Origin of the sequence: Siminovitchia fordii DSM 16014 = CIP 108821, from assembly GCF_000374565.1 — a bacterium.
GTDB classification, from domain to species: Bacteria; Bacillota; Bacilli; order Bacillales; family Bacillaceae_C; genus Siminovitchia; species Siminovitchia fordii.
Genome location: NZ_KB894685.1, coordinates 381,477 through 403,029 on the forward strand (window position 1 = coordinate 381,477; position 21,553 = coordinate 403,029).

Annotated in this window: 21 protein-coding genes; all 21 read right to left on the reverse strand. The window is 42.4% G+C overall.

The genetic code is table 11. The features are described 5' to 3' along the window. Positions 1–25: 25 nt before the first annotated feature. Positions 26–2,782: an isoleucine--tRNA ligase gene (ileS, locus tag C509_RS0101905; protein ID WP_018705208.1), complete on the reverse strand. Its 2,757-nt coding sequence runs from the start codon at positions 2,780–2,782 to the stop codon at positions 26–28. A gap of 344 nt (positions 2,783–3,126) precedes the next feature. Next, a complete protein-coding gene (locus tag C509_RS0101910; RefSeq protein WP_018705209.1) occupies positions 3,127–3,642 on the reverse strand; it encodes a DivIVA domain-containing protein in 516 nt (171 codons plus the stop codon). 85 nt (positions 3,643–3,727) lie between these two features. After that, positions 3,728–4,504, reverse strand: a complete 777-nt coding sequence (locus C509_RS0101915; protein WP_018705210.1) for a YlmH family RNA-binding protein — start codon at positions 4,502–4,504, stop codon at positions 3,728–3,730. 51 nt (positions 4,505–4,555) lie between these two features. Beyond that, positions 4,556–4,819 (reverse strand): YggT family protein, encoded by a 264-nt coding sequence (locus C509_RS0101920; protein ID WP_018705211.1) that lies wholly within the window; start codon positions 4,817–4,819, stop codon positions 4,556–4,558. 5 nt (positions 4,820–4,824) lie between these two features. Continuing rightward, positions 4,825–5,268, reverse strand: a complete 444-nt coding sequence (locus C509_RS0101925) for a cell division protein SepF (RefSeq protein WP_018705212.1) — start codon at positions 5,266–5,268, stop codon at positions 4,825–4,827. Positions 5,269–5,286: 18 nt separating this feature from the next. Then, positions 5,287–5,961, reverse strand: coding sequence for a YggS family pyridoxal phosphate-dependent enzyme (locus tag C509_RS0101930; protein WP_018705213.1), 675 nt, complete (start codon positions 5,959–5,961; stop codon positions 5,287–5,289). 94 nt (positions 5,962–6,055) lie between these two features. After that, on the reverse strand, positions 6,056–6,331 hold the full coding sequence (locus C509_RS0101935; RefSeq protein WP_018705214.1) for a YlmC/YmxH family sporulation protein: 276 nt from the start codon (positions 6,329–6,331) through the stop codon (positions 6,056–6,058). Positions 6,332–6,518: 187 nt separating this feature from the next. Next, positions 6,519–7,301: an RNA polymerase sporulation sigma factor SigG gene (sigG, locus tag C509_RS0101940; RefSeq protein ID WP_018705215.1), complete on the reverse strand. Its 783-nt coding sequence runs from the start codon at positions 7,299–7,301 to the stop codon at positions 6,519–6,521. Positions 7,302–7,438: 137 nt separating this feature from the next. After that, entirely contained in the window at positions 7,439–8,158 is a 720-nt protein-coding gene (gene sigE, locus C509_RS0101945; RefSeq protein WP_018705216.1) for an RNA polymerase sporulation sigma factor SigE, read from the reverse strand. 36 nt (positions 8,159–8,194) lie between these two features. Then, positions 8,195–9,121 carry a sigma-E processing peptidase SpoIIGA gene (gene spoIIGA / locus C509_RS0101950; protein WP_018705217.1) on the reverse strand — a complete coding sequence of 309 codons (927 nt, stop codon included), beginning with the start codon at positions 9,119–9,121 and terminating at the stop codon, positions 8,195–8,197. Between the two features lie 310 nt (positions 9,122–9,431). Next, positions 9,432–9,644, reverse strand: coding sequence for a hypothetical protein (locus C509_RS26330; RefSeq protein WP_169509167.1), 213 nt, complete (start codon positions 9,642–9,644; stop codon positions 9,432–9,434). An 88-nt stretch (positions 9,645–9,732) separates the two neighbouring features. Beyond that, the gene (gene ftsZ / locus C509_RS0101960; RefSeq protein WP_018705219.1) at positions 9,733–10,869 is read right to left on the reverse strand and encodes a cell division protein FtsZ; all 1,137 of its coding nucleotides are present in this window, start codon (positions 10,867–10,869) and stop codon (positions 9,733–9,735) included. Between the two features lie 37 nt (positions 10,870–10,906). Beyond that, the gene (gene ftsA, locus C509_RS0101965; RefSeq protein WP_018705220.1) at positions 10,907–12,199 is read right to left on the reverse strand and encodes a cell division protein FtsA; all 1,293 of its coding nucleotides are present in this window, start codon (positions 12,197–12,199) and stop codon (positions 10,907–10,909) included. A 409-nt stretch (positions 12,200–12,608) separates the two neighbouring features. Next, entirely contained in the window at positions 12,609–13,364 is a 756-nt protein-coding gene (locus C509_RS0101970) for a cell division protein FtsQ/DivIB (protein WP_018705221.1), read from the reverse strand. Between the two features lie 426 nt (positions 13,365–13,790). Further along, entirely contained in the window at positions 13,791–14,702 is a 912-nt protein-coding gene (gene murB, locus C509_RS0101975) for a UDP-N-acetylmuramate dehydrogenase (protein WP_018705222.1), read from the reverse strand. 13 nt (positions 14,703–14,715) lie between these two features. After that, positions 14,716–15,819, reverse strand: coding sequence for an undecaprenyldiphospho-muramoylpentapeptide beta-N-acetylglucosaminyltransferase (gene murG, locus C509_RS0101980; protein ID WP_018705223.1), 1,104 nt, complete (start codon positions 15,817–15,819; stop codon positions 14,716–14,718). Between the two features lie 149 nt (positions 15,820–15,968). Then, positions 15,969–17,069, reverse strand: coding sequence for a stage V sporulation protein E (gene spoVE, locus C509_RS0101985; RefSeq protein ID WP_018705224.1), 1,101 nt, complete (start codon positions 17,067–17,069; stop codon positions 15,969–15,971). 50 nt (positions 17,070–17,119) lie between these two features. Continuing rightward, on the reverse strand, positions 17,120–18,481 hold the full coding sequence (gene murD / locus C509_RS0101990; RefSeq protein ID WP_018705225.1) for a UDP-N-acetylmuramoyl-L-alanine--D-glutamate ligase: 1,362 nt from the start codon (positions 18,479–18,481) through the stop codon (positions 17,120–17,122). Position 18,482: 1 nt separating this feature from the next. Continuing rightward, entirely contained in the window at positions 18,483–19,457 is a 975-nt protein-coding gene (gene mraY / locus C509_RS0101995) for a phospho-N-acetylmuramoyl-pentapeptide-transferase (protein WP_018705226.1), read from the reverse strand. 3 nt (positions 19,458–19,460) lie between these two features. After that, positions 19,461–19,904 (reverse strand): hypothetical protein, encoded by a 444-nt coding sequence (locus C509_RS23210; RefSeq protein ID WP_018705227.1) that lies wholly within the window; start codon positions 19,902–19,904, stop codon positions 19,461–19,463. Beyond that, positions 19,898–21,358 carry a UDP-N-acetylmuramoyl-L-alanyl-D-glutamate--2,6-diaminopimelate ligase gene (locus C509_RS0102005; protein WP_018705228.1) on the reverse strand — a complete coding sequence of 487 codons (1,461 nt, stop codon included), beginning with the start codon at positions 21,356–21,358 and terminating at the stop codon, positions 19,898–19,900. Before C509_RS0102005 ends, C509_RS23210 begins: the two co-directional genes overlap by 7 nt. Between the last annotated feature and the right edge of the window lie 195 nt (positions 21,359–21,553).

Genomic DNA, 21,553 nt, shown 5'->3' on the forward strand with positions numbered 1-21,553 from the left:
CTCCAAAAGCGGAGGGCCCTTCATATTAAAGTTGTTCCACAACGGATGCACAGCGCGGGCAAATAGTTGGATACTTTTCTACTTTTCCCACTTCAGGTGTAACGACCCAGCAGCGTTCACATGTCTCGCCGTCCGCTTTTTCAACAACAATTGCTGCCTTATCAAGTTTTAGAGCGTCTGCCGGTGCTTCATCATATGATCCGGCCACTTCGAAACCAGAGACAATAAACAGCTGTTTCAAGCTCTCAGAAATGTTGTCGAGCAAATTCTTTACATCCTCATTGACATATAAGATCACTTTGGCAGTCAGTGATTTACCGATCACTTTTTCATTCCTTGCTTCTTCCAACGCTTTTAACACATCGTCCCTGACAAGAAGAAATTCTTTCCATTTCCTTTCCAGATCAACACCATTTTCAAACTCTTCCACTTCCGGCATATCAGTCAGTTGGACATTTTTCTCCTCTATTCCAGGGATATAAGTCCAGACCTCATCTGCCGTATGCGGTAAAATCGGTGATAATAGTTTTGCCAAAGAAACAACACACTTATGCATGACAGTCTGCATTGCTCTTCTTTCAAAATTGTTTTCCGCTTCAATATATAGAACGTCTTTTGCAAAATCCATATAGAACGAGCTCAGATCGACTGTACAGAAGTTATTGACCGCATGGTAAATATCAGCAAACTCAAATTCATCATAAGCTTTAAGCGATTCCTTGACCAAATTGTTCAGCCTTACCAACAAAAATTGATCCACTTCCCGGAGTTCATCAAATGGTACTGTATTCTCTTCCGGATTAAAATCGGCCAAGTTTCCAAGTAGGAAACGGAATGTATTCCGTATTTTCCGATAAACCTCACTGACCTGCTTCAAAATCGCGTCAGAAATTCTTACATCTGACTGATAATCGACGGATGCCACCCATAAACGAAGGATTTCTGCGCCAAACTGGTTGGTTACTTTAGCAGGAACAATGACATTCCCCAAAGACTTACTCATTTTATGGCCTTCACCGTCTAGAACAAACCCATGGCTTAAAACACCTTTATAAGGAGCCTTTCCTGTCACAGCGACTGCTGTTGTCAGTGAAGAGTTAAACCATCCGCGGTATTGGTCAGAACCTTCCAGATAAAGATCTGCTGGACGCCTTAGATCATCTCTTTCCACTAAAACTCCTTGATGCGAAGAGCCGGAATCAAACCAAACGTCCATGATATCCGTTTCTTTTGTAAAAGTTCCATTTGGACTACCTGGATGGGAAAATCCTTCCGGCAATAATTCAGATGCTTCTTTCTCAAACCAAATATTGGAACCATATTTACGGAAAAGCTCTGATACATGGGAAATCGTTTCATCTGTAATGATGGCTTCACCATTTTCGGCATAAAATACCGGAATCGGCACTCCCCATACCCTTTGGCGAGAGATACACCAGTCTCCTCGGTCTCTTACCATATTATACAGCCTTGTTTCTCCCCACTTCGGCACCCATTTCACATCTTTGACAGATTCAAGAAGTTCTTCCCTGAAATCCTTGATGGATGCGAACCATTGGGAAGTGGCCCTGAAGATAACAGGCTTTTTGGTACGCCAGTCATGAGGATAGGAGTGAGTGATAAATTCAAGCTTCAGCAGAGCGCCTACTTCTTCAAGTTTTTCGGTGATCGGCTTGTTGGCCGCATCATAAAACAAGCCTTCAAATCCTGGCGCTTCTTCTGTCATATGGCCTTTGTCATCAACGGGACATAAAACATCAAGACCATATTTTTGCCCTATGATAAAGTCATCTTCCCCATGGCCTGGAGCGGTATGGACACATCCGGTACCTGAATCCACCGTGACATGTTCACCTAAAATAACAATAGAATCTCTATCATAAAACGGATGTTTTGCAACAACATGCTCAAGATCCGTTCCTTTCATTGTTTTGACAGTCTTGGCATCAGACCAATCGAATGCTTCCTTCAGGTTGGAAACGAGTTCCTCGGCAGCAATATATTTCTTGTTACCATGTTCAATAACTGCATAGGTTATATCAGGATGGACAGCAACAGCGAGATTTGCAGGAATCGTCCATGGTGTGGTCGTCCAAATGATGATATTGGTTCCACTGTCCACAACACCTTTTCCGTCTGTTACTGTAAAAGAAACATAGATGGAAGGCGAGCGCTTATCCTTATATTCAATCTCTGCTTCCGCAAGGGCTGATTCGCTGGAAGGCGACCAATATACAGGCTTCTTCCCTTTGTAAATATAGCCTTTTTTAGCCATCTCCCCGAACACTTTTATTTGTTCTGCCTCATACTCAGGCTTCAGTGTAATGTAAGGATTCTCCCAATCTCCACGGATTCCAAGGCGTTTGAATTCCGTTCTCTGATTTTCAATTTGCTCATATGCGTATTGTACACATTTCTTCCTAAATTCTGCAACGGACATTTCCTTGCGGTTGACCCCTTTGTTAGTCAGCGCCTGCTCAATAGGAAGTCCATGTGTATCCCATCCGGGAACATATGGTGCGCAAAAGCCCGCCATTGATTTGTAGCGGACGATAAAATCCTTCAATGTTTTATTAAGAGCATGGCCCATATGAAGATCACCGTTGGCATACGGCGGTCCATCATGCAAAACATAAAGCGGCCTTCCTTTCGTACGCTCCTGAATTTTTTGATAAATATTCTCCTCTTCCCACTTTGCCTGCATTTCCGGCTCTCTTTTCGGCAAATTTCCGCGCATTGGGAAATCCGTTTTCGGCATGAGTAACGTATCTTTGTAATCCAATTCATCTTCCTCCTTGTTTAACTTTCCAATTCAACAAACAAAAAACCTTCCCATCCCATAAAAGGGACGAGAAGGTTCATTCCCGCGGTACCACCCAAATAGACAACTACCTTGTGTAATTGCCCGCTCATAAATCCGTATCGTGGATGGTCCGCTCTCATCTACTTGCCAGGCTTTCGAATCAAGTACTCAAGGGTGATTTTCCAAATCTCTTCCATTGCCGGGCTCCCACCGTCCCCAGTTCGCTTTCAACAGAAAATAAGATTGTACTCTCCCTTTCATCGCTTAGCATATTTAAATAATTTTATTCCATTATATGAGAATCCGAAATCAGGAGTCAAGTTTTACTCCAATTCTTCGACTTCTTCCAAGGAATTAAGTTCGGTTGCATCCAATTCAAACTCCATTAGCTGATCCCAATCATCATTATTGATCAAATCTAGCTGGGCTTCAATCAGCATTCTGAACCGTGTACGAAATACTTTTGACTGCTTCTTTAATTCCTCGATTTCAAGTGCAATTTTACGGGCTTTGGATAACGACTCATTGACAATCCGATCAGCGTTTTTCTCCGCTTCCCTAATGATGAGTTTCGCTTCCTTCATCGCATTGCCTTTGACTTCTTCCGCAGCTTCCTGGGCTACAACAATTGATTTGTTGAGTGTTTCTTCAATTGTGCTGAAGTGCCCCAGCCTTTCATTCATCGCGGCAATCTTCTCTTCGAGTTCTCTTTTTTCACGGATGACCATTTCATAGTCTTTTATGATTTGTTCAAGAAACTCATTGACTTCATCTTCATCATATCCCCGGAATCCTTTGCTGAATTCCTTATTATGTATATCGACTGGTGTTAACGGCATCTTGCCACCTCCATTACTATGTGCGTCTATTAACTTATTATACTCGAATTTCGTCTATAGTTGGCGGGCTTTTTTTATTTTAATATTATTTTAATAATCCAATTTTCAATCTTACCTTGTTTTTCTTCGTAGTACCCAACAGCTCGATGATTTTGCATCTGCCAAGCCTCCGTGCGGAAATCAGATCTCCCTCCAAGCATTCCGCTGCTGGGCTTTCTACCGTTTTCCAGTTTAGTTTAACAAGCTTTTGCTCAATTAGTGCCTGCGATTTTTGTCTTGATAAATTGAAAGCTGCGGATATAATACCATCCAGTCTTAATGAGGCGGCAGATATTTCCATCTCCTTCCATTGCTCCGACTCTTGAATTGCTTCTTCCACCGGAAGTTTCCGAAGATGTACGGATGCCCGCCCAATTTCTCTAAGCCCCGTCATTAGAAATGATTCAATTTCTTCACTTGAAAAAAATTGAATGCGTTCTTCATTTACCAGAATGTCGCCAAATTTATCTCTCTTTACCCCCAATGACATTAAAGAACCCAATACCATGGGGTGCTCAAGCTTAATAAATTTCCGCGGATACTCTATTTCGTACAAGCCTACAAGGAAATCCCCATTTACAGGCTGGTAATATTCCGGATGCAGGAGGGCCCTTTTTCTCTCACTTTGTTCACTTCCTCCGAACAGATTAAAACGAACATCCGTCCCTTCCCCTATGACAGACTGTAAAATAAACTGCTGCCGGGGATCCAAGAAGTCAGTCAGTTTGGGAGCATATGTATTTTCGACGTATTGTTTCCAATCCAGGACCGTATCGATAAATTGCTTTTCCTCCGGCCTGAAGTGTTGATAGATTGATGACATCCGCTACAACTCCTATAACATAAAAAAGGAGAGCTATTCAGCTTTCCTCTTTTAACTTACCCATCTGGCGATTTCCCACAGTCCAGCTGTTGCCAACCTGAGGACCAAAAACGCAACAATCGGGGAAATATCAATCATCCCGAGCGGAGGAACGATTCTGCGGAAAGGTTCCAAATAAGGTTCGCATATCCTGGCAAGAAGCTGGCCTATCGACGTCTCTCTTGCATTTGGAAACCAAGACATCAATATATAGATAATCAATGCCCATGAATACAGGCTTATCAACTGTACAATAATTCCTACGATTAGATTCATACCGTTTAGGACCACCTCGGATCTTCATAATTCTCATCATCAAACATTTCAGTTATGTTTCCGGACACTTCCACGTTATCCGGTGTACATAGGAAAATATCCTTGCCAACCCTTTGGATATCCCCGCCAATCGCGTAAACCGTGCCGCTTAGAAAATCTACAATTCTAATCGCTTGATCGTGCTGGATCCGTTGCAAGTTGACTACAACCGCACGGCGGCTGACGAGATGGTCGGCAACTTCTTGTGCTTCTGCATACACTCTCGGTTCAATCAGTATGACCTTTGAAGACTGCTGAACGCTTTGAAGACTGACAACATTTTGTTTTTTGTTGGATGCCGTTTTTACAGGTTGTTTTTCTGCTTGGGGTTCAACTTCATTTTTCTCTTCTTCGTATTCGTATTCATCTTCTAATAGGAAAAAATTTTTGAACTTTGATTTAATGCCCATTTTTCGGCCTCCTCAGCATCATTCTCCGACAAGGGCAGACCCTATCCGTATGAATGTCGCCCCTTCTTCAATGGCTATTTGAAAATCATTTGACATGCCCATTGATAACTCATGACACGGAGCATGCCTTAATTTCATCCCTTCCACTTCCTCTTTGAGGTTTCTCAGCCGCCTGAAGCAAGTACGCAATGCCTCTTCATCATCCGTATATGGAGCCATTGTCATTAGCCCAACGACCTCTATATTTTCAAAAGGCTCAAGCTGTTGTATAAATTCTACTGTATTTTCGGGCTGGAGGCCATGTTTGGATTCCTCCCCGGAAACATTGACCTGAATAAAGCATTTAACCCTCTTGCTTGCGCGTTTATGAATCTCCTTTGCCAATGACAGACGATCAAGTGAATGAATGAATTCTACCTTATCGATGATATTTCTTACTTTACGGGATTGAAGCGTCCCTATAAAATGCCACAATGGCTTGTCCTTCAATACCTCCCACTTGGAGATTAGTCCATCATCGCGGTTTTCTCCAAGATTCCGTATTCCGGCCTCCAAGGCTTCGGCAGCCCTTTCAACCGAAACATACTTTGTAACTCCCACGATATGAATATCTTCCGGTTTACGGCCGGACCGTTCGCATGCTTCTGCAATTTGACCTTGAATAAAAGCTAAATTCTCTTTTACATCTCTCACGTTGATTACTCCTATTATATCTTCTTGTTTTTTCCTGAAAAAAAGACATTTTCTTAAGTGTACCATAAAAGTATGCGAACGGCATCCGATTTATCTAGTCTTTTGGCGTTCCAAGCTGCTGCTGTGTATATTGTGATTCGCTGTGCCTGACAAGAATGACATCCTCTCCGATTTTGATAATCTGGTTCCACGGGATGACAACTTCATCTTCTTTTCCAAAAAAACCAAGCAGCTTCCCAGTAGCGCTAATAATGATTGATTCTATTCTGCCGCTATCCAGATTAATCTCGATGTCGCTTATATTCCCCAACTTTTTTCCATCTGAAATGTTGACGACATCCTTTATTTGAAACTCCGAGATTCTCACCATTTTCATTCCCCGCTTCCGTCATTCATTTAAACAGGCGTTCACTCCTTCATAATTTATATATATGCTGTTCGTACCGCTATTCATGATAATAGAAAAGAGCCGGATGTTCCCCGATGGAAACCCGGCTCCATGGTAAAGGGGTCTGACCCCCTTTACTGCAGTAAAGGGGGTCAGACCCCTAAACATCTTATTGAATATTAATATTCTTATTCATTTGCTTGATGGCAGCCTTTTCGAGACGAGACACCTGTGCCTGCGAAATCCCGATCTCCTCAGCCACTTCCATTTGTGTTTTCCCTTGAAAAAAACGTTTTCGAATAATCATTTTTTCTCTCTCATTAAGCCGCTGCAAACCGTCATGCAATGCAATCTCCTCAATCCATTGACTGTCACGGCTTTTCTCATCACTCAACTGATCCATTACAAATATCGGATCACCGCCGTCATTATAAATCGGCTCAAATAATGATACAGGGTCCTGTATAGCGTCCAGGGCAAAAACAACTTCTTCATGAGGTAATTCCAATTCCCTGGCGATCTCTGCTGCCGTAGGTTCTTTGGAAGTTTTTGCCATAAGACGTTCTCTTACATGGAGTGCTTTATAAGCGATATCGCGCAATGACCGTGAAACACGGATGGGATTATTATCCCGCAAATAACGGCGAATTTCTCCTATGATCATTGGAACGGCATAAGTGGAAAACCGGACATTTTGGCTTAAATCAAAGTTGTCAATCGATTTCATCAAACCGATACAACCAACTTGGAAGAGGTCATCCACATATTCTCCCCTGTTGTTAAACCTCTGAATGACGCTTAACACTAGGCGAAGATTCCCATTGATCAGTTTTTCTCTTGCTGTTAAATCGCCCCGCTGCATTTGCTTTAAAAGTTCTCGCATTTCCTCGTTTTTAAGGACAGGGAGCTTTGAAGTATCCACACCGCATATTTCTACTTTATTTCGCTTCACTTATTTCCCTCCTACCAGGAGTTGCTAGAAATAAGTATCTCCTGAGGAGGAAAATATATGCATGGCTAACTTCATGGAAGCATGAAAAAATCAGATAAAAATTCATCAAAAACAGGCAGAATTATTGATACTATTGATTAAATCATTTTGTTAAATTCTTTACGAAGCCGCTTGATAATTCTTTTCTCAAGACGTGAAATATAGGACTGGGAAATTCCCAAAATTTCTGCCACATCTTTTTGCGTCTTCTCTTCTTCCCCCGCCAGACCAAACCTCAATTCCATGATTTGTTTTTCTCTTTGGGAAAGCTTTTGAAGCGCGGTCAGCAGAAGCTTCTTATCAACGTGTGCCTCTATGTCACGGGTTATAATATCATTATCAGTGCCCAAAACGTCGGATAAAAGCAGTTCGTTTCCATCCCAGTCAATATTTAACGGTTCATCAAAGGACACTTCGGACCTGATTTTATTGTTTCTTCTCAAATACATTAATATCTCATTCTCAATGCATCGTGATGCGTATGTAGCAAGCTTTATTTTCTTTTCCGGGTTGAATGTGTTGACCGCTTTAATCAGGCCGATGGTTCCGATACTTATTAAATCTTCAATATTGATGCCGGTATTTTCAAATTTCCTTGCAATATATACCACGAGCCTCAGATTTCTTTCAATTAACATAGATCTTGCCGTCTTGTCGCCATTTGGGAGCTTTTTAAGCAAGATAGCTTCCTCTTCCCTGGATAGGGGTGGAGGTAAGGCTTCACTACCTCCTATATAATAAATTTCATCGGATTTCCAGCCTAGCTTCTTCAGGAGCTTATACCAATAATAGGTGAGATGCAAACGAATTTTTTTCACGCAGTCTCCTCCTCCTATATTTTTTGAGACCTCTGCCTAAGATGCAGTTTGTACAACAGCCAGCTCCACTACTGCTGGGTGAACAATGCATTGGAAACGGCCGTCACTGGATAATTCTTGATCTGTAAAAATAATCATGGCTTTTTGGACGGACTTCCGCTCGTCCTCCATCTGAAGATAAATGGCCTCAGGTTTGAATGCACAATGCAAACCGTTATTGGCTCCAAGAGTTTTTGCAGGTATCAGTCTCATTTTCTCACTCCACATTTCCGGAAGTTTATCCGCCAGTTCAATTGGATTGTTATTCTTGTCGGACAAAAGCAGAATCTCATGCGGCAGCTGCTCCTTAAAACTGGATATGGATGCAATCATGACAGGAGTTTTGGAAATGGGGTCATATAGTTGATTTCCGCTGTCAATCAATCCTTTCAATTGAATATTAAGGCCATTGATTTCAATGGTGACATCAATCAGGACATCATACTCAATGGAAGAGATGGTCAAATCTTCAACTCTTTTTCTCGAAAAATGCCAAGCGATCGGAAATGCGGCTGCTACAAACAGCCAACTAACCGGATCTCCGAATCCGCGGATGCTTTCCAATGATACAGCGGTCCTCAACTTAAGATCGTATGTTAGAAAGTAATGAGTCCCCATTAAAATTCCGCCCATTAGAAAAGTTGAGAAATAGAATGTAAGCAAACAGGAGAGAAAAGACTTGAGTCTCTTAAATCCAAATACTGTTAAAACCATGCAAAGGGAAACACCCATCTTAACAATGGGATGGCTTGCTGCTGCAGCCAAAGGAGTGATGGCTAACAAAATCAGACTTGAACCCAGCAGCCCTCCCAAGAGAATTTTCCAGGCTTTCACATATCTCTTCAAAAAGATGGCTGTGATCCATAGCAGTAAACAATCCACAAGGAAATTCAAAAACCAGATAACATCCAAATAAATGGTCATGATTATAAAAAGGCCCCCCTCCAAAGAGGCAAAGCATTGGAATTGCCCGGCTTTTTCTATTAATGATTAGTATAACGGACGCAAAAAATGGAATGTGTCATTTCCTGTACGTGAATTTATAGAAGTTTTCACAATTTACATCGAAGAATGACTAATGAGGGAAGAGGAAACTTATAGAGGTTCAGAACAGGAGAGCATACGACGGTCCCCTTTATTTTCTATAAGAATAAAATACAAGCACTTGTTCGTGTGATACATACTTAAGTGCCTTTACAAGATAAAAGAAATGTAGCGTTAAAGGAGCTGATGTTTACTTGACTTTCATATGAAAGCTGCAACCTGAGATGGCCACTTGCTTTGAGTAGACGATATGCAGCTTTGCTATGAATGTTCGTTGAAATAAACCTTGCCCCAGAAGGACAAGAAAGGAAATGCGCAAATCAATAGTCGCACGACGCCTCAAAGTGCTCCCTTTGGTTTCGACAAGATCATCCGCACTAATACTTCCTGTTCTTCGAAACATTACATGATAAGTGTTATTAACAACCTGTCGGTTATAGTTTCTGAAATCAAAAAACCAGATGAATATCATCTGGTTCAAATCGCAATACTTATCTTCTTCTATTTCTATTTCTAAGAAAAGTCGGGATATCCAGCGTATCTTCTAGAGATTGTTGCTGTCCGTGCCTTACAGGCTCTTGCACTTCTTCCCTTTTTGGCTCACGGTTCTGTACTGGAGTTTGCTGTTGTCGCATTTGTCCAAACAATGGACTCTGTGGCTTACTTTGTGGTTTCGTATCGTTGAACCCGGTTGCGATGACCGTTACAACAATCTCTTCTTTCAAATTATCATTTATAACAGAGCCAAAAATCATATTTACTTCTTGATCGGAGGCAGAAGCTACGACATCGGCCGCTTCCTGGACTTCAAAAAGACTTAAATTGGCTCCTCCTGAAATATTCATTAAAACACCTTGTGCACCGTCAATAGAGGTTTCCAATAGTGGGGAAGAAATAGCTTTTTTAGCTGCTTCCACTGCGCGGTTTTCACCGGTTGCAACCCCAATCCCCATCAAGGCAGACCCCTTATTAGTCATAATCGTTTTGACATCTGCGAAATCAAGGTTAATCAAACCGGGAACAGCAATCAATTCCGAAATCCCCTGAACACCTTGCCGCAATACATTGTCGGCTTCTCTAAATGCTTCAAGCATCGGAGTGCTCTTATCAACGATTTCTAAAAGTCTGTCGTTGGGAATAACGATCAGAGTATCAACAGACTCTTTCATTGCGTCTATTCCACCGCTCGCCTGAGTTGCACGTTTCCGCCCTTCAAAAGTAAACGGCCTTGTAACAATTCCGACTGTCAAAGCTCCCAAATCTTTGGCAATCTGGGCGATGACAGGCGCAGCACCTGTTCCAGTACCGCCTCCCATTCCAGCCGTAACAAAAACCATATCTGCCCCTTTTAATGCTTCCTCAATCTGTTCCTTGCTTTCCTCGGCAGCTTTTTTACCGACTTCAGGATTCGCTCCTGCTCCAAGTCCTCTAGTAAGTTTCGCACCAATTTGCATTTTTATTTCGGCTTTGGATAAGTTCAATGCTTGTGCGTCAGTGTTTACTGCTATAAATTCAACACCTTGCACTTCATGTTCAATCATGCGATTGACAGCATTGTTTCCGCCGCCGCCAACTCCGATTACCTTTATAGTTGCCAAAGAATCAATATTCGTATCGAAATCCAACATGACATGTCCTCCTGTTCGTTTTATTCAACCGGATGGCCTATTCGAAAAAGTAGCCAAAAAACTTTTTAACTTTATTTGATATTTTCTTGTCCGGGTCTTTTTCAGGCTTCTGTCTTGGGGGCTGGTGCGTATCTGCAACTGACCCGTCATCGTGTTCATTAGTCACCTGGACAGGAGATGCGCTGACGCTTCTCCCTTGCAATCTGGCATTCTGGTAGGAATATTTGATCAATCCTACAGCTGTCGTATACTGGGGCTCCCGGACACCGATATAATCCGGGATGGCTACCCTGACCCGACTTTGGAAAATCATTTGTGCCAGTTCAACGACACCGGACATATTGGCCGAGCCGCCAGTCAACACAAAACCTCCCGGAAGGTCAGTGATTCCCATTCTTTTCAATTCATCCTGAACCAATTCAAAAATCTCTTCCATCCTGGCTTCAATAATATCCGAAAGCTCCAATTGGTTGAATTGCTGATGCTGGTCACTGCCAATTATGGGTACACTGAAAACCTCATCTTCCGATGCATGATCGTAAAATGCATGACCATATGAAATCTTGATTTTCTCTGCATCTTCCGTAGCTGTCCTTAGGCCGATAGAAAGGTCTTTTGTAATATGTTCTCCACCTACCGGGATGACACTTACATTCTTGATGCTGCCATTTTCAAATATAGAGAGCGTCGTTGATCCGCCTCCCATATCAATTAATGCAGTACCAAGCTGCTGCTCATCCTTTGAAAGGGCTGCAGCAGCTGCAGCAAGTGGTTGAAGTACAATATCTGTAATGCTCAACCCAGCCCGTTCAACGCAACGAAGCGTATTATGTAGAATTGTTTTCGCCCCGGTGATAATGGTCCCTTCCATTTCAAGTCTGACGCCAATCATACCACGAGGGTCAGTAATTTCATCCAATCCATCAACAATAAATTGACGAGGGATCACATTGATGATTTCTCTTTCCGGAGGGATGGAAATGACTTGTGCCGCATCCATTACCCTGGCTACATCCTCATTTGTAATTTCCCGATTTTGGCTTGATACGGCCACCACTCCATGGCAAGGCTGTAAAGCGACATGGTTGCCGGCAATACCGACAATCACATCATTAATTTTCATTCCAATCATTCTCTCCGCCTGCTCGACCGCACTCTTAATCGAATGAACAGTCTCATCTATATCAACTATAGAACCTTTCCGAATTCCTTTGGAACTTACATTTCCTACTCCAATTACATTCAAGGAATCGCTGCCCATGGAACCTATGATCACTTTTACTGTGGATGTTCCTATATCGAGACTCACATACATCTCGCTATTGTTCATTCCGCGGCACCTCCTTCAACTCTCTCTTTATCTTGAACTTGAAATATCGAATATTCATAAAGAATCATCCTTGACATAGCAATTACTTTTATGTATTCGGCAAATTCAGGTAATTTCCTTTTAATCTATCGAATTATTTATGTGAGTTTCATTCGTTAATTTTCTTGGCAGCCCGGTCACTATATTCGACAATATTCTGCGTTTTACTACATATTTTTTTAATGCGGCTATAAAAACAGCTGCTAAACATTAGTCTACACTAAGATGGAGCCCTAGAAAAGCCAAACTTGCGATTAGAAAAATATTAGCGTGTAATGATAGGAAAAAAATCATGTAGAACTTTGTCACCAAGCTTTTAAAAACTGGTACTAAAGAACTCACTTGTTGTTCTTGCAGAGCTCATCCCATTCTACTCTTTGGTTTCATATGCTTTAAAGAATGAGCCAACTTCCATATCAATAACCCCTTTGACCTTCGGATCCAACTGGCTGACAATAGAAGGATAATGCACCATCTTTTCTGCGAAAGTCAAAATAGTCGCGCTCACTTCGTATCCATCATTCATAAAAAGGGTGATGTGGTATTTATCGGTATTTTTCGGTGTATAATGAATTTCCGAAATAACATTTACAATTTCTGGAGGCAGTTCCTTCAATTCCCCAGCCATATTTTCTAAAATGCGATCTTCATTGAAATTGGATAATATTGGAGCATTCACCGGAACCGTACCTTCAGTGCCATTTTCTACAATTAGCCCATTTTCCAAAATTGGATGGAAATCGGTTCCTGTCGATACGTAAGCAATCGTCTCATATTCCTGAATTTGCAAATAAACGGTGTTGGGAAAACCGATTTTAATTTTTGCATGTTTCACTTCTTGATGATCCTCTAACTTTTGAACTGCTTTCTTCTTGTCCAACTTCCAAATGTTGGCACCCGTCTTAAGACCGCTTTTATCAATAATAGTCTTATCAGGGACGGATTCATTACCTTTAACTTTTATTTCGTTCACGTGGCTTAACGGGGATTGAAAATAAATTACTAGCATAATCAGGAGAAAAAACAACGAAATAAGGAAAATAAGCCGTCTGTTCGCTTTCCGCTTCCGGTGTTCTTTTATTTTGGGAATCCTTTCTTCCAGCGATAAAACTTTCCTTTGATCCACGGCTATTCCCCCCTTTTCAAACTGACTTTCCCCAGTCTTTGCACCGCTAGGTTCGCTCTTTGCTTTTCCTCTGGACTATTCAAGAAATTTTGTTATCATGTCTTAAATCTGTTTGGTGTTTATTCAGAGGATCCACTGTAAAAATGCCATCGGCTTTTCTTCAGTTAAGTCAACATCGGATCCGATGGACAGGATGTCCCAGTGCATTTAAAGCGACAAGAGGCGGCCGTACTGAACCTTCCGGCGAACAGACTGTAACATTTTGAGACGCTCAAGTGCCATCAGTTCAAAGGTCGATGCTCATGCAAGTAAACTGTACCTTATTTAGCGCTCGTAATCTATATATCATTCATAGCAGGCTTCCTAATCCCCGATCTTGTCTGAGTACCCCAGTCTGTCCGGCGATAAATGGGCTCTGTTTCTTCACTATTCCCGATTTCTTTCTACTATCTCGACTTCTGTATGCATTTCAATGCCGTTTCTTTCGAGAACCGTTTCTTTCATATGCTTGATCAGTGCCAAAACATCCTCCGCTTTTGCTGATCCGTTATTAACGATAAAGTTACCGTGGAGCTCAGATATTTGTGCCCCTCCAATGGAATATCCCTTTAGGCTGGCGTCCTGGATCAGCTTGCCGGCATGTTCCGGCAGCGGATTACGAAATACGCTCCCGCAGCATGGTTTAACAGGTTGGGTATCACGCCGGTAGGTCCGATGCTTCTTCATTTCGGCTGCAATCATCTCACGGTCCCCTTCTTTCAGGTTAAAGACAGCTTCCAGAACAATTCCTGGGCGCTTCTTTTGAAGAACAGAGGTCCGGTATGAATATTCCATTTCTTCATTGGTAAGCCATTCCACAGTCCCATCAGGAAATAGCACCCGCGCCTTTTCCAATATCTTTGAAATATCAGAGCCATGTGCACCGGCATTCATATATACGGCTCCTCCAACAGATCCCGGTATACCGCCTGCGAACTCAAATCCGCTCAGACCTTTTCTTCCCAATGCGTTGGCGAGGACGATGAAGGAATACCCAGCACCAACCCGAACTTGGGTTCCTTCTATTTCAAGATGGTCAATGCCTTTTCCAAGTTTGATAACCACTCCCTCAATCCCTTCATCGGATACGAGGAGATTGGAACCACGGCCGATCACCCTCCAAGGCAGTTGATATTTTTGGACAATTTCCATTGTCTTTAATAAGTTATCTACAGAGTCAGGCTCTACAAAAATTTCCGCCGGCCCTCCGACTTTTATCGTCGTATGATTGGACAGGGGTTCATTTTCTTTCACTTTTCCAACATCGTTTGCACGTAATTCCTTAATAATCCTTTCCATTTTCATGCCCCTTTCAATTCCTGCCGCTTTGAATCAAGTCCAGAAGTATATTATATAACCGGTCTGATGCATCGGGCATCCCCAATTTCTTGGAAGCCTCGCTCATGTTCTTCCTTTTTTTATCGTCCAAAAGGATATCATCAAGTGCTGATATCAGCTTTTGGCTGGATAAGTCCTTTTCCAGCAGCATGGTGGCTGCACCGGCAGATGTAAGTACCGAAGCATTCTTTTCCTGATGGTTGTTCGTTACGTACGGACTTGGGATAAGTATTGACGGCAGCCCCAGTGCTGTAACTTCCGCTAGCGAGGTCGCGCCAGCCCTGCCTACAACAACATCAATCTCAGTAAGCACTTCTTCCATATTATGAATAAATGGAACGACCGCAACATTCGGAGAATCTCCAATCAGTTCCACTTCTCTCTTGACAGTCTCGAAATGAACCTCTCCGGTTATGTATAAAATCTGATAAGGTTTATTGGCAAGCTGCGTCAATGACTTTATAACGGCTTCATTGATCGGCCTCGCTCCTCTGCTTCCTCCCGTAATAAGGGCCGTAGGAACATTTTCCTTTAAGCCCAACTTGGCCAATTCACCCCGTCCGTCCTTACCAACCACTTCCGATGCACGCGGATTTCCTGTGAGCATCACTTTTGGGGCAGGAAAAAACTCTTTGGCTGATTCAAAACAGATGGCCACTTTTTGAACATATCTGCTTAAAAATTTATTTGTCAGGCCAGGCACACTGTTTTGTTCATGAATGACCGCTGGTACTTTCTTTTTTGCCGCTGCATATACAACAGGAGCAGAGACGTAACCCCCGGTTCCAATGACCGCATCCGGTTTGAATTCCTTAATAATTTGTTTACTTCGTTTAACGCCCTTAAAAAATCGGACAAGCGTTTTAATATTTTCAAAGGAAAACGACCGTTTAAAACCGGTAATTTCCACTGCTTCAAAAGGAATATTCTCTCTTCGGATAATATTTGCTTCTAATCCTTTTTCTGTTCCAATATATAGAAACGTTGTGTCCGGATGCTTCTTTTTGATCGTCCGGATCAAGGCAAGGGCCGGATAGACATGTCCTCCGGTTCCTCCGCCGCTGACAATAATTTTCATGATAACACCTCGGTTAGTGTAAATCTAATTAATAGACCAAACTCCTTAATTATCTTATTTTACTATATTTTATACAAGAAAAATGTGTTCATAGCAGATTGTTGTTATTTTGAAATAAAAAAGAAACCCAATTGATATTGAGTTTCTTTTCAGACTCTTGCATAGCGGCTTATGTTTAGCAGAACACCCACCGCCATCAGCATGATTGTCAACGAAGAGCCTCCATAACTAAGGAATGGGAGTGTAATACCTGTTACCGGCATCAATCCTGTCACAACACCAATATTGATCATTACCTGGATGGCAATCATGGATATGATCCCGACTGCAAGGAAACTTCCGTATAAGTCTGGTGCTCCAAGAGCAATTTTTATCCCGCGCCACAGAAGCAGTGCAAACAACAGGATGACGAGACTTCCTCCAATGAAGCCAAGTTCCTCTGATAGGATGGCAAAAATGAAATCTGTCTGAGGCTCTGGCAAGTAAAAGAACTTCTGCCTGCTCTCACCAAGGCCCAATCCGAATAATCCGCCCGGTCCAATTGCATACAATGACTGGATAATCTGAAAGCCGCTGTTTAAAGGATCCTGCCAGGGATCTAGAAACGAGGTGATTCTGGCCATCCGGTAAGGTGCGGATAAAATCAGGCCGACAAAGCCGGCAAGCCCGATCAATCCCAAAATGGAGAAATGGAGAATCCGGGCACCAGCTATGAAGAGCATTACAATGCATGTACCAACCATCACTGTACCAGTTCCAAGATCAGGCTGGAGCATGATCAGCCCAAAAGCCAGAAACACCAATGATAAAGAGGGCGCCAAGCCTTTTTTTACCGTTGTAATATATCTTTGTTTTTCAGAGAGGAATTTCGCCAAAAAAGCAATCAGTGCAAGTTTGATGAATTCAGACGGCTGTACGGAAAACGCCCCTACCCCAATCCAACTCCTGGACCCGTTCCTTTCCATTCCGATACCTGGAACCAAAACCACAAGCAATAATATAAAACAGATGATCAATATTGGCTTGGCCCACTTTCGCCAAGACCAATAATCGATGTTCATCATCAGAAACATAGCGGCAAAGCCCAGTCCTGCAAACAGAAGCTGCCTTTTTGCAAAGAAAAAGGAGTCATTGAATTTGTAATCTGCCCACACGGCGCTGGCGCTGTAAACCATGATAAGACCAATGGCCAGCAATGTCATAGTGACGATGATCAAAATAAAGTCTGGTGTAGATTTTTTCAAGGGCAACAGTCAGCACCTCTGCCTCCACTGTATTTAAGCCTGTTCCCTACAGCTTTTTATCGGCTCTCCTTCAGTTTATGCACGGCTTGGGCAAAAATATTACCCCGCACTTCAAAAGTCCTGTACTGATCCCAACTTGCGCATGCCGGGGATAATAAAACAATATCACCAGGTTCTGAAACTTTATAAGAAAGCGGAACAGCCTCTTCTACATTATCGACGTGATAAATAGATTGTATTCCCGCTTGTTTACCTGCATCTTCCAACTTATGAGCTGTTTCACCAAATAGGATGAGTGCTTTCACACCGGACAAATATGGAACTAGTTCGGAAAACCCATTTCCCCTGTCCAATCCCCCAGCAAGCAGTATGACAGGCTTCTTAAAAGCCTGCAAAGCACTTTTCGTTGCCAGTATATTTGTAGCCTTGGAATCATTGTAGAATTTTCTTCCGTTTATATCCGAAATGAATTGGGTCCTGTGCTCTACACCCTGAAAAGATGTCAATACCCGGATAATTGCGTCGTTGTTGACACCGAGAAGCTTCACCGCTGCTATGGCCGCCAATATATTTTCTTGATTATGCTCTCCCGGAAGGAGAATCTCTTCAAGCGAAATGATTTCTTCACCGAAATAAACTATTTTTCCTTCCCTGATGGAAACACCTTTTTCCAGATAGCGCTTTGTTGAAAAAGGAATGGTTGCAGCTTTTGAAAAACTTACAAGTTCCAGCAGCTCTTCCTGATCGGCGTTCACAATCAAGAAATCATCCTCAGTTTGATTCAATGTAATATTTGCTTTTGCTTTCGCATAATTTTCTTTCGTCTTGTGATAATCAAGATGCGCTTCATATATATTCGTGATAATGGCAATATGCGGTCTGAATTGATCCACACCCATCAATTGGAATGAAGATAATTCCACAACCATTTGATTTTCACTGGTCGCTTTCATAGCGACTTCCGATGCAACTGTCCCGATATTACCCGCAATCAACGGGTGTTTTTCCCCTTTTTCAAGCATATTGTAGATAAGCGTAGTGGTTGTCGTCTTCCCATTCGACCCAGTTATGCCGATGATCCCGGCTTCAGAAACGCGGTAAGCGAGCTCGATCTCCGTAATGACCGGAATCTGCATTTCCATCGCTTTTGAAACAAGCGGATTAGTATAAGGAATGCCCGGATTTTTAACAACCAATTCAAACCCTTCATCAAGCAGTTCAGGCGGATGGCTGCCGCAAATGACCGTAATACCTTTTTCGAGCAATTCCTGGGCTGCAGGATTTGCCTCAAAAGGTTTTTGGTCGTTGACAGTGACAAAAGCCCCCAACTCATGTAAAAGAGTGGCAGCTGCAATGCCGCTTTTCGCTAATCCTAGCACGAGTATTTTTTTATGCTGGTAATCCGTAATATTCTTCAATTCACACCCACACCTCTATGTAAATTCCTAAAATGGCAAAAAGCAGACCGACAGCCCAAAATGTGACAACCACCCGCCACTCTGACCATCCGACCAACTCATAATGATGATGCAGCGGACTCATTTTAAAAATCCGCTTGCCTGTCAGTTTAAAAGATATCACCTGCAATATGACAGACAAAGTTTCAATCACGAAAATGCCACCGATCACCAATAAGATTATTTCTGTCTTGGTCAAAATGGCTACAGCAGCAATCGCTCCTCCCAATGCGAGAGAACCAGTATCTCCCATAAATACTTTGGCAGGATGTGCATTGAAAACAAGAAACCCTAAAACGGCTCCCACAACAGCAACGGAGAAGACAGCCACTTCATATTGGGACTGGCTCCATGCCAAAATGGCGAATGCTCCGAAAGCGATGGCTGCAGTTCCGGAAACAAGCCCATCAAGGCCATCAGTCAAATTGACCGCATTGGAAAATCCAACAAGCCAAAATACAATGAAAAAGGCATACAAAGGCCCAAGTTCAAGAGAAAACTCCGTCAGTGGAATATGAATGGCTGTGGAAAAGCCAACTGTCTTCAATACAAAATAAAATACAAGCGCAATGAGCACCTGGCCAAGCAATTTTTGCTTGGATGTCAGCCCAAGATTACGCTTAAGGGCGATTTTGATGAAATCATCCAAAAAGCCCAGCAAACCATAGCCAAATGTGACCAAAAGGAGTAAATAGGTTTCAGAACCCGGCTCCGTATACTTTCCGGTCATGATCAGCGTAGTAACAATGATTGAAACGATAATCAAAATGCCTCCCATTGTCGGAGTGCCGCTTTTCTTTTGATGCGATTTCGGTCCTTCGTCACGAATACTTTGACCGAATTTCAACCTTCTTAAGAAAGGTATGAAAAGAGGTGACAACAGAACGGTAATAAGAAAAGCCATAATGATTGTAAATAGGACGACTTTTTCCATCATCTGTTACCTTCCCCCTTTTCCGTCATCAATGTCATTTGGAACTGAATGAATCAATTGCTCCATTTTTTTAATGATATCCAAAGGCACACCACTGCCTTCGAAGTTAGGTAATTTCACTAACGTTTTATCATCTGCACTTTCCATGCTCAATTTAACGCTGTACTGTTCTATGATCCGGATTGCAGCAGACAATGGCCCTTCTTCTGTAAGAAAGACCGGAAAATCGTTTGGTGTATAAAAAGGAAGTTCTTTTTTCAAAGGCCAAACGGCAGCAACTGCGCCGTTTGAAATGGCCGCCTGCAAATCATCATCTTGACCAATTTGTATGAATAATCCTTTTTTCTGTTCGTTACTGCTACTAAAAGAAATGCAACCAAATGAAATGGCGGCACTTCTATAACCTTTTGGTTCAGGCAAAACCTTCTCAACATCTACATATGTCAACATCTTCTTAACTCCTTAATGGCATTGCTGGCAACGAGGCGATCATCAAAATCAAATACCTTATCTCCGATGATTTGATAAGTCTCGTGCCCCTTCCCTGCAATTAATACTACATCGCCTTCCCGGGCTGCCTTGATTGCAGCATTTATGGCTTCTTTCCGGTCAGGGATTACTTGATAATTCATTCCCTCAACACCTTTTTCCATATCTTTCAAAATGGCAAGAGGGTCTTCCGTACGCGGATTGTCAGATGTAAAAATCGGATCAGACGCATATTTACATGCTGCTGCGGCCATGAGCGGACGCTTTGTCCGGTCCCTGTCACCCCCGCATCCAACAACGGCAAAAATTCGTTTTCCCGCAAATTCCTTTATCGTCTTTAAGACATTTTCCAAACTGTCAGGTGTATGGGCATAGTCAACAATTACTGAAAAATCCTGCCCTTCATCTACACTTTCAAAACGGCCGGGAACACCTTGAACAGCCTCCACCGTACGAATAATAGATTCAAGCGGAACATTTGAAACATATGCCGCCGCTATTGCGGCAAGTGTATTATAGACGCTGAATTTCCCCATTAGCTTCAAATAGACATTGCTTTTCCCTTCCGGAGAATTCAGCGTAAATGAAGTTCCATTACTGTCCATGACAATATTTTCAGCCGTAAAATCGGCGGAGTGATCAATTCCGTATGTGACAACATGTGCTGACGTATCGGTAATATACTGCTCCCCTGCCGGATCATCCGCATTGATTACGGCAAATTTAGGCTTCGTGTATGTATTACCTAGCTTTGTAAACATAAGTCCTTTTGCTTTTTTATATTCTTCCATTGTCTTGTGGTAATCTAAATGATCCTGTGACAGATTGGTAAAGACAGCTACATCAAAATCGCATCCATCCACCCTGCCCTGTACAAGTGCATGCGAAGAAACCTCCATGACAGCAGCGTCAACACCTTCACCGACCATTTCGGCAAAAGTTTCCTGCAGTACGATCGTGTCGGGAGTCGTATTTTTTGTTTCGATGATTCTATCTCCAATTTTCATGCTGATCGTTCCGATCAGACCTGTCTCAAGCCCAGCCTCCCTGAAAATCTCTTCAACCATGAAACTTGTCGTCGTCTTCCCATTTGTTCCAGTAATGCCGACCAAACGAAGCTTTTCAGTAGGATGGCCATAAAATACATCAGCGAGAACCGCCATCGCATGTTTCGTATCATTGACAACAATTACCGGTATGGACAGAGACAATGGTTTTTCAGATAATATGGCAGCTGCTCCCTTTTCCGCTGCTTCTTTTGCAAAATCATGGCCGTCAACACTATGTCCTTTAATACATATGAACATCGAGCCCGGTCCCACTTTTCTATGATCATTTACTATAGCAGTGATTTCAGGGTTTTCCAGAGTCGGCTTTACCAATGGCATAGCTCTCAAAAGTGTATTCAGATTCATTCTTACGATCCTTTCTATAACATTGAAATCCTGTTCGGCATTTTAATGCCGATCCGGAGTTCAAAAAATTTCATATAGGAGAAGTCTCCCAACTGTATAAACTCTACTTTATTTCCCATCATTTTACCACATCCAGCATTCTTAATATACCGCGACAGGCAACCCAATGGAAAGCAAAATCCAGATTTTTTAAGG

Coding starts and splice junctions, on each gene's coding strand:
- C509_RS0101910 (WP_018705209.1), bottom strand. CDS start 3,642: ATGCCGTTAACACCAGTCGATATACATAATAAGGAATTCAGCAAAGGA.
- C509_RS0101915 (WP_018705210.1), bottom strand. CDS start 4,504: ATGTCATCAATCTATCAACACTTCAGGCCGGAGGAAAAGCAATTTATC.
- C509_RS0101920 (WP_018705211.1), bottom strand. CDS start 4,819: ATGAATCTAATCGTAGGAATTATTGTACAGTTGATAAGCCTGTATTCA.
- C509_RS0101925 (WP_018705212.1), bottom strand. CDS start 5,268: ATGGGCATTAAATCAAAGTTCAAAAATTTTTTCCTATTAGAAGATGAA.
- C509_RS0101935 (WP_018705214.1), bottom strand. CDS start 6,331: ATGGTGAGAATCTCGGAGTTTCAAATAAAGGATGTCGTCAACATTTCA.
- spoIIGA (WP_018705217.1), bottom strand. CDS start 9,121: ATGACCATTTATTTGGATGTTATCTGGTTTTTGAATTTCCTTGTGGAT.
- C509_RS26330 (WP_169509167.1), bottom strand. CDS start 9,644: ATGTTTCGAAGAACAGGAAGTATTAGTGCGGATGATCTTGTCGAAACC.
- ftsZ (WP_018705219.1), bottom strand. CDS start 10,869: ATGTTGGATTTCGATACGAATATTGATTCTTTGGCAACTATAAAGGTA.
- ftsA (WP_018705220.1), bottom strand. CDS start 12,199: ATGAACAATAGCGAGATGTATGTGAGTCTCGATATAGGAACATCCACA.
- murB (WP_018705222.1), bottom strand. CDS start 14,702: ATGGAAAGGATTATTAAGGAATTACGTGCAAACGATGTTGGAAAAGTG.
- murG (WP_018705223.1), bottom strand. CDS start 15,819: ATGAAAATTATTGTCAGCGGCGGAGGAACCGGAGGACATGTCTATCCG.
- mraY (WP_018705226.1), bottom strand. CDS start 19,457: ATGATGGAAAAAGTCGTCCTATTTACAATCATTATGGCTTTTCTTATT.
- C509_RS23210 (WP_018705227.1), bottom strand. CDS start 19,904: ATGTTGACATATGTAGATGTTGAGAAGGTTTTGCCTGAACCAAAAGGT.
- C509_RS0102005 (WP_018705228.1), bottom strand. CDS start 21,358: ATGAATCTGAATACACTTTTGAGAGCTATGCCATTGGTAAAGCCGACT.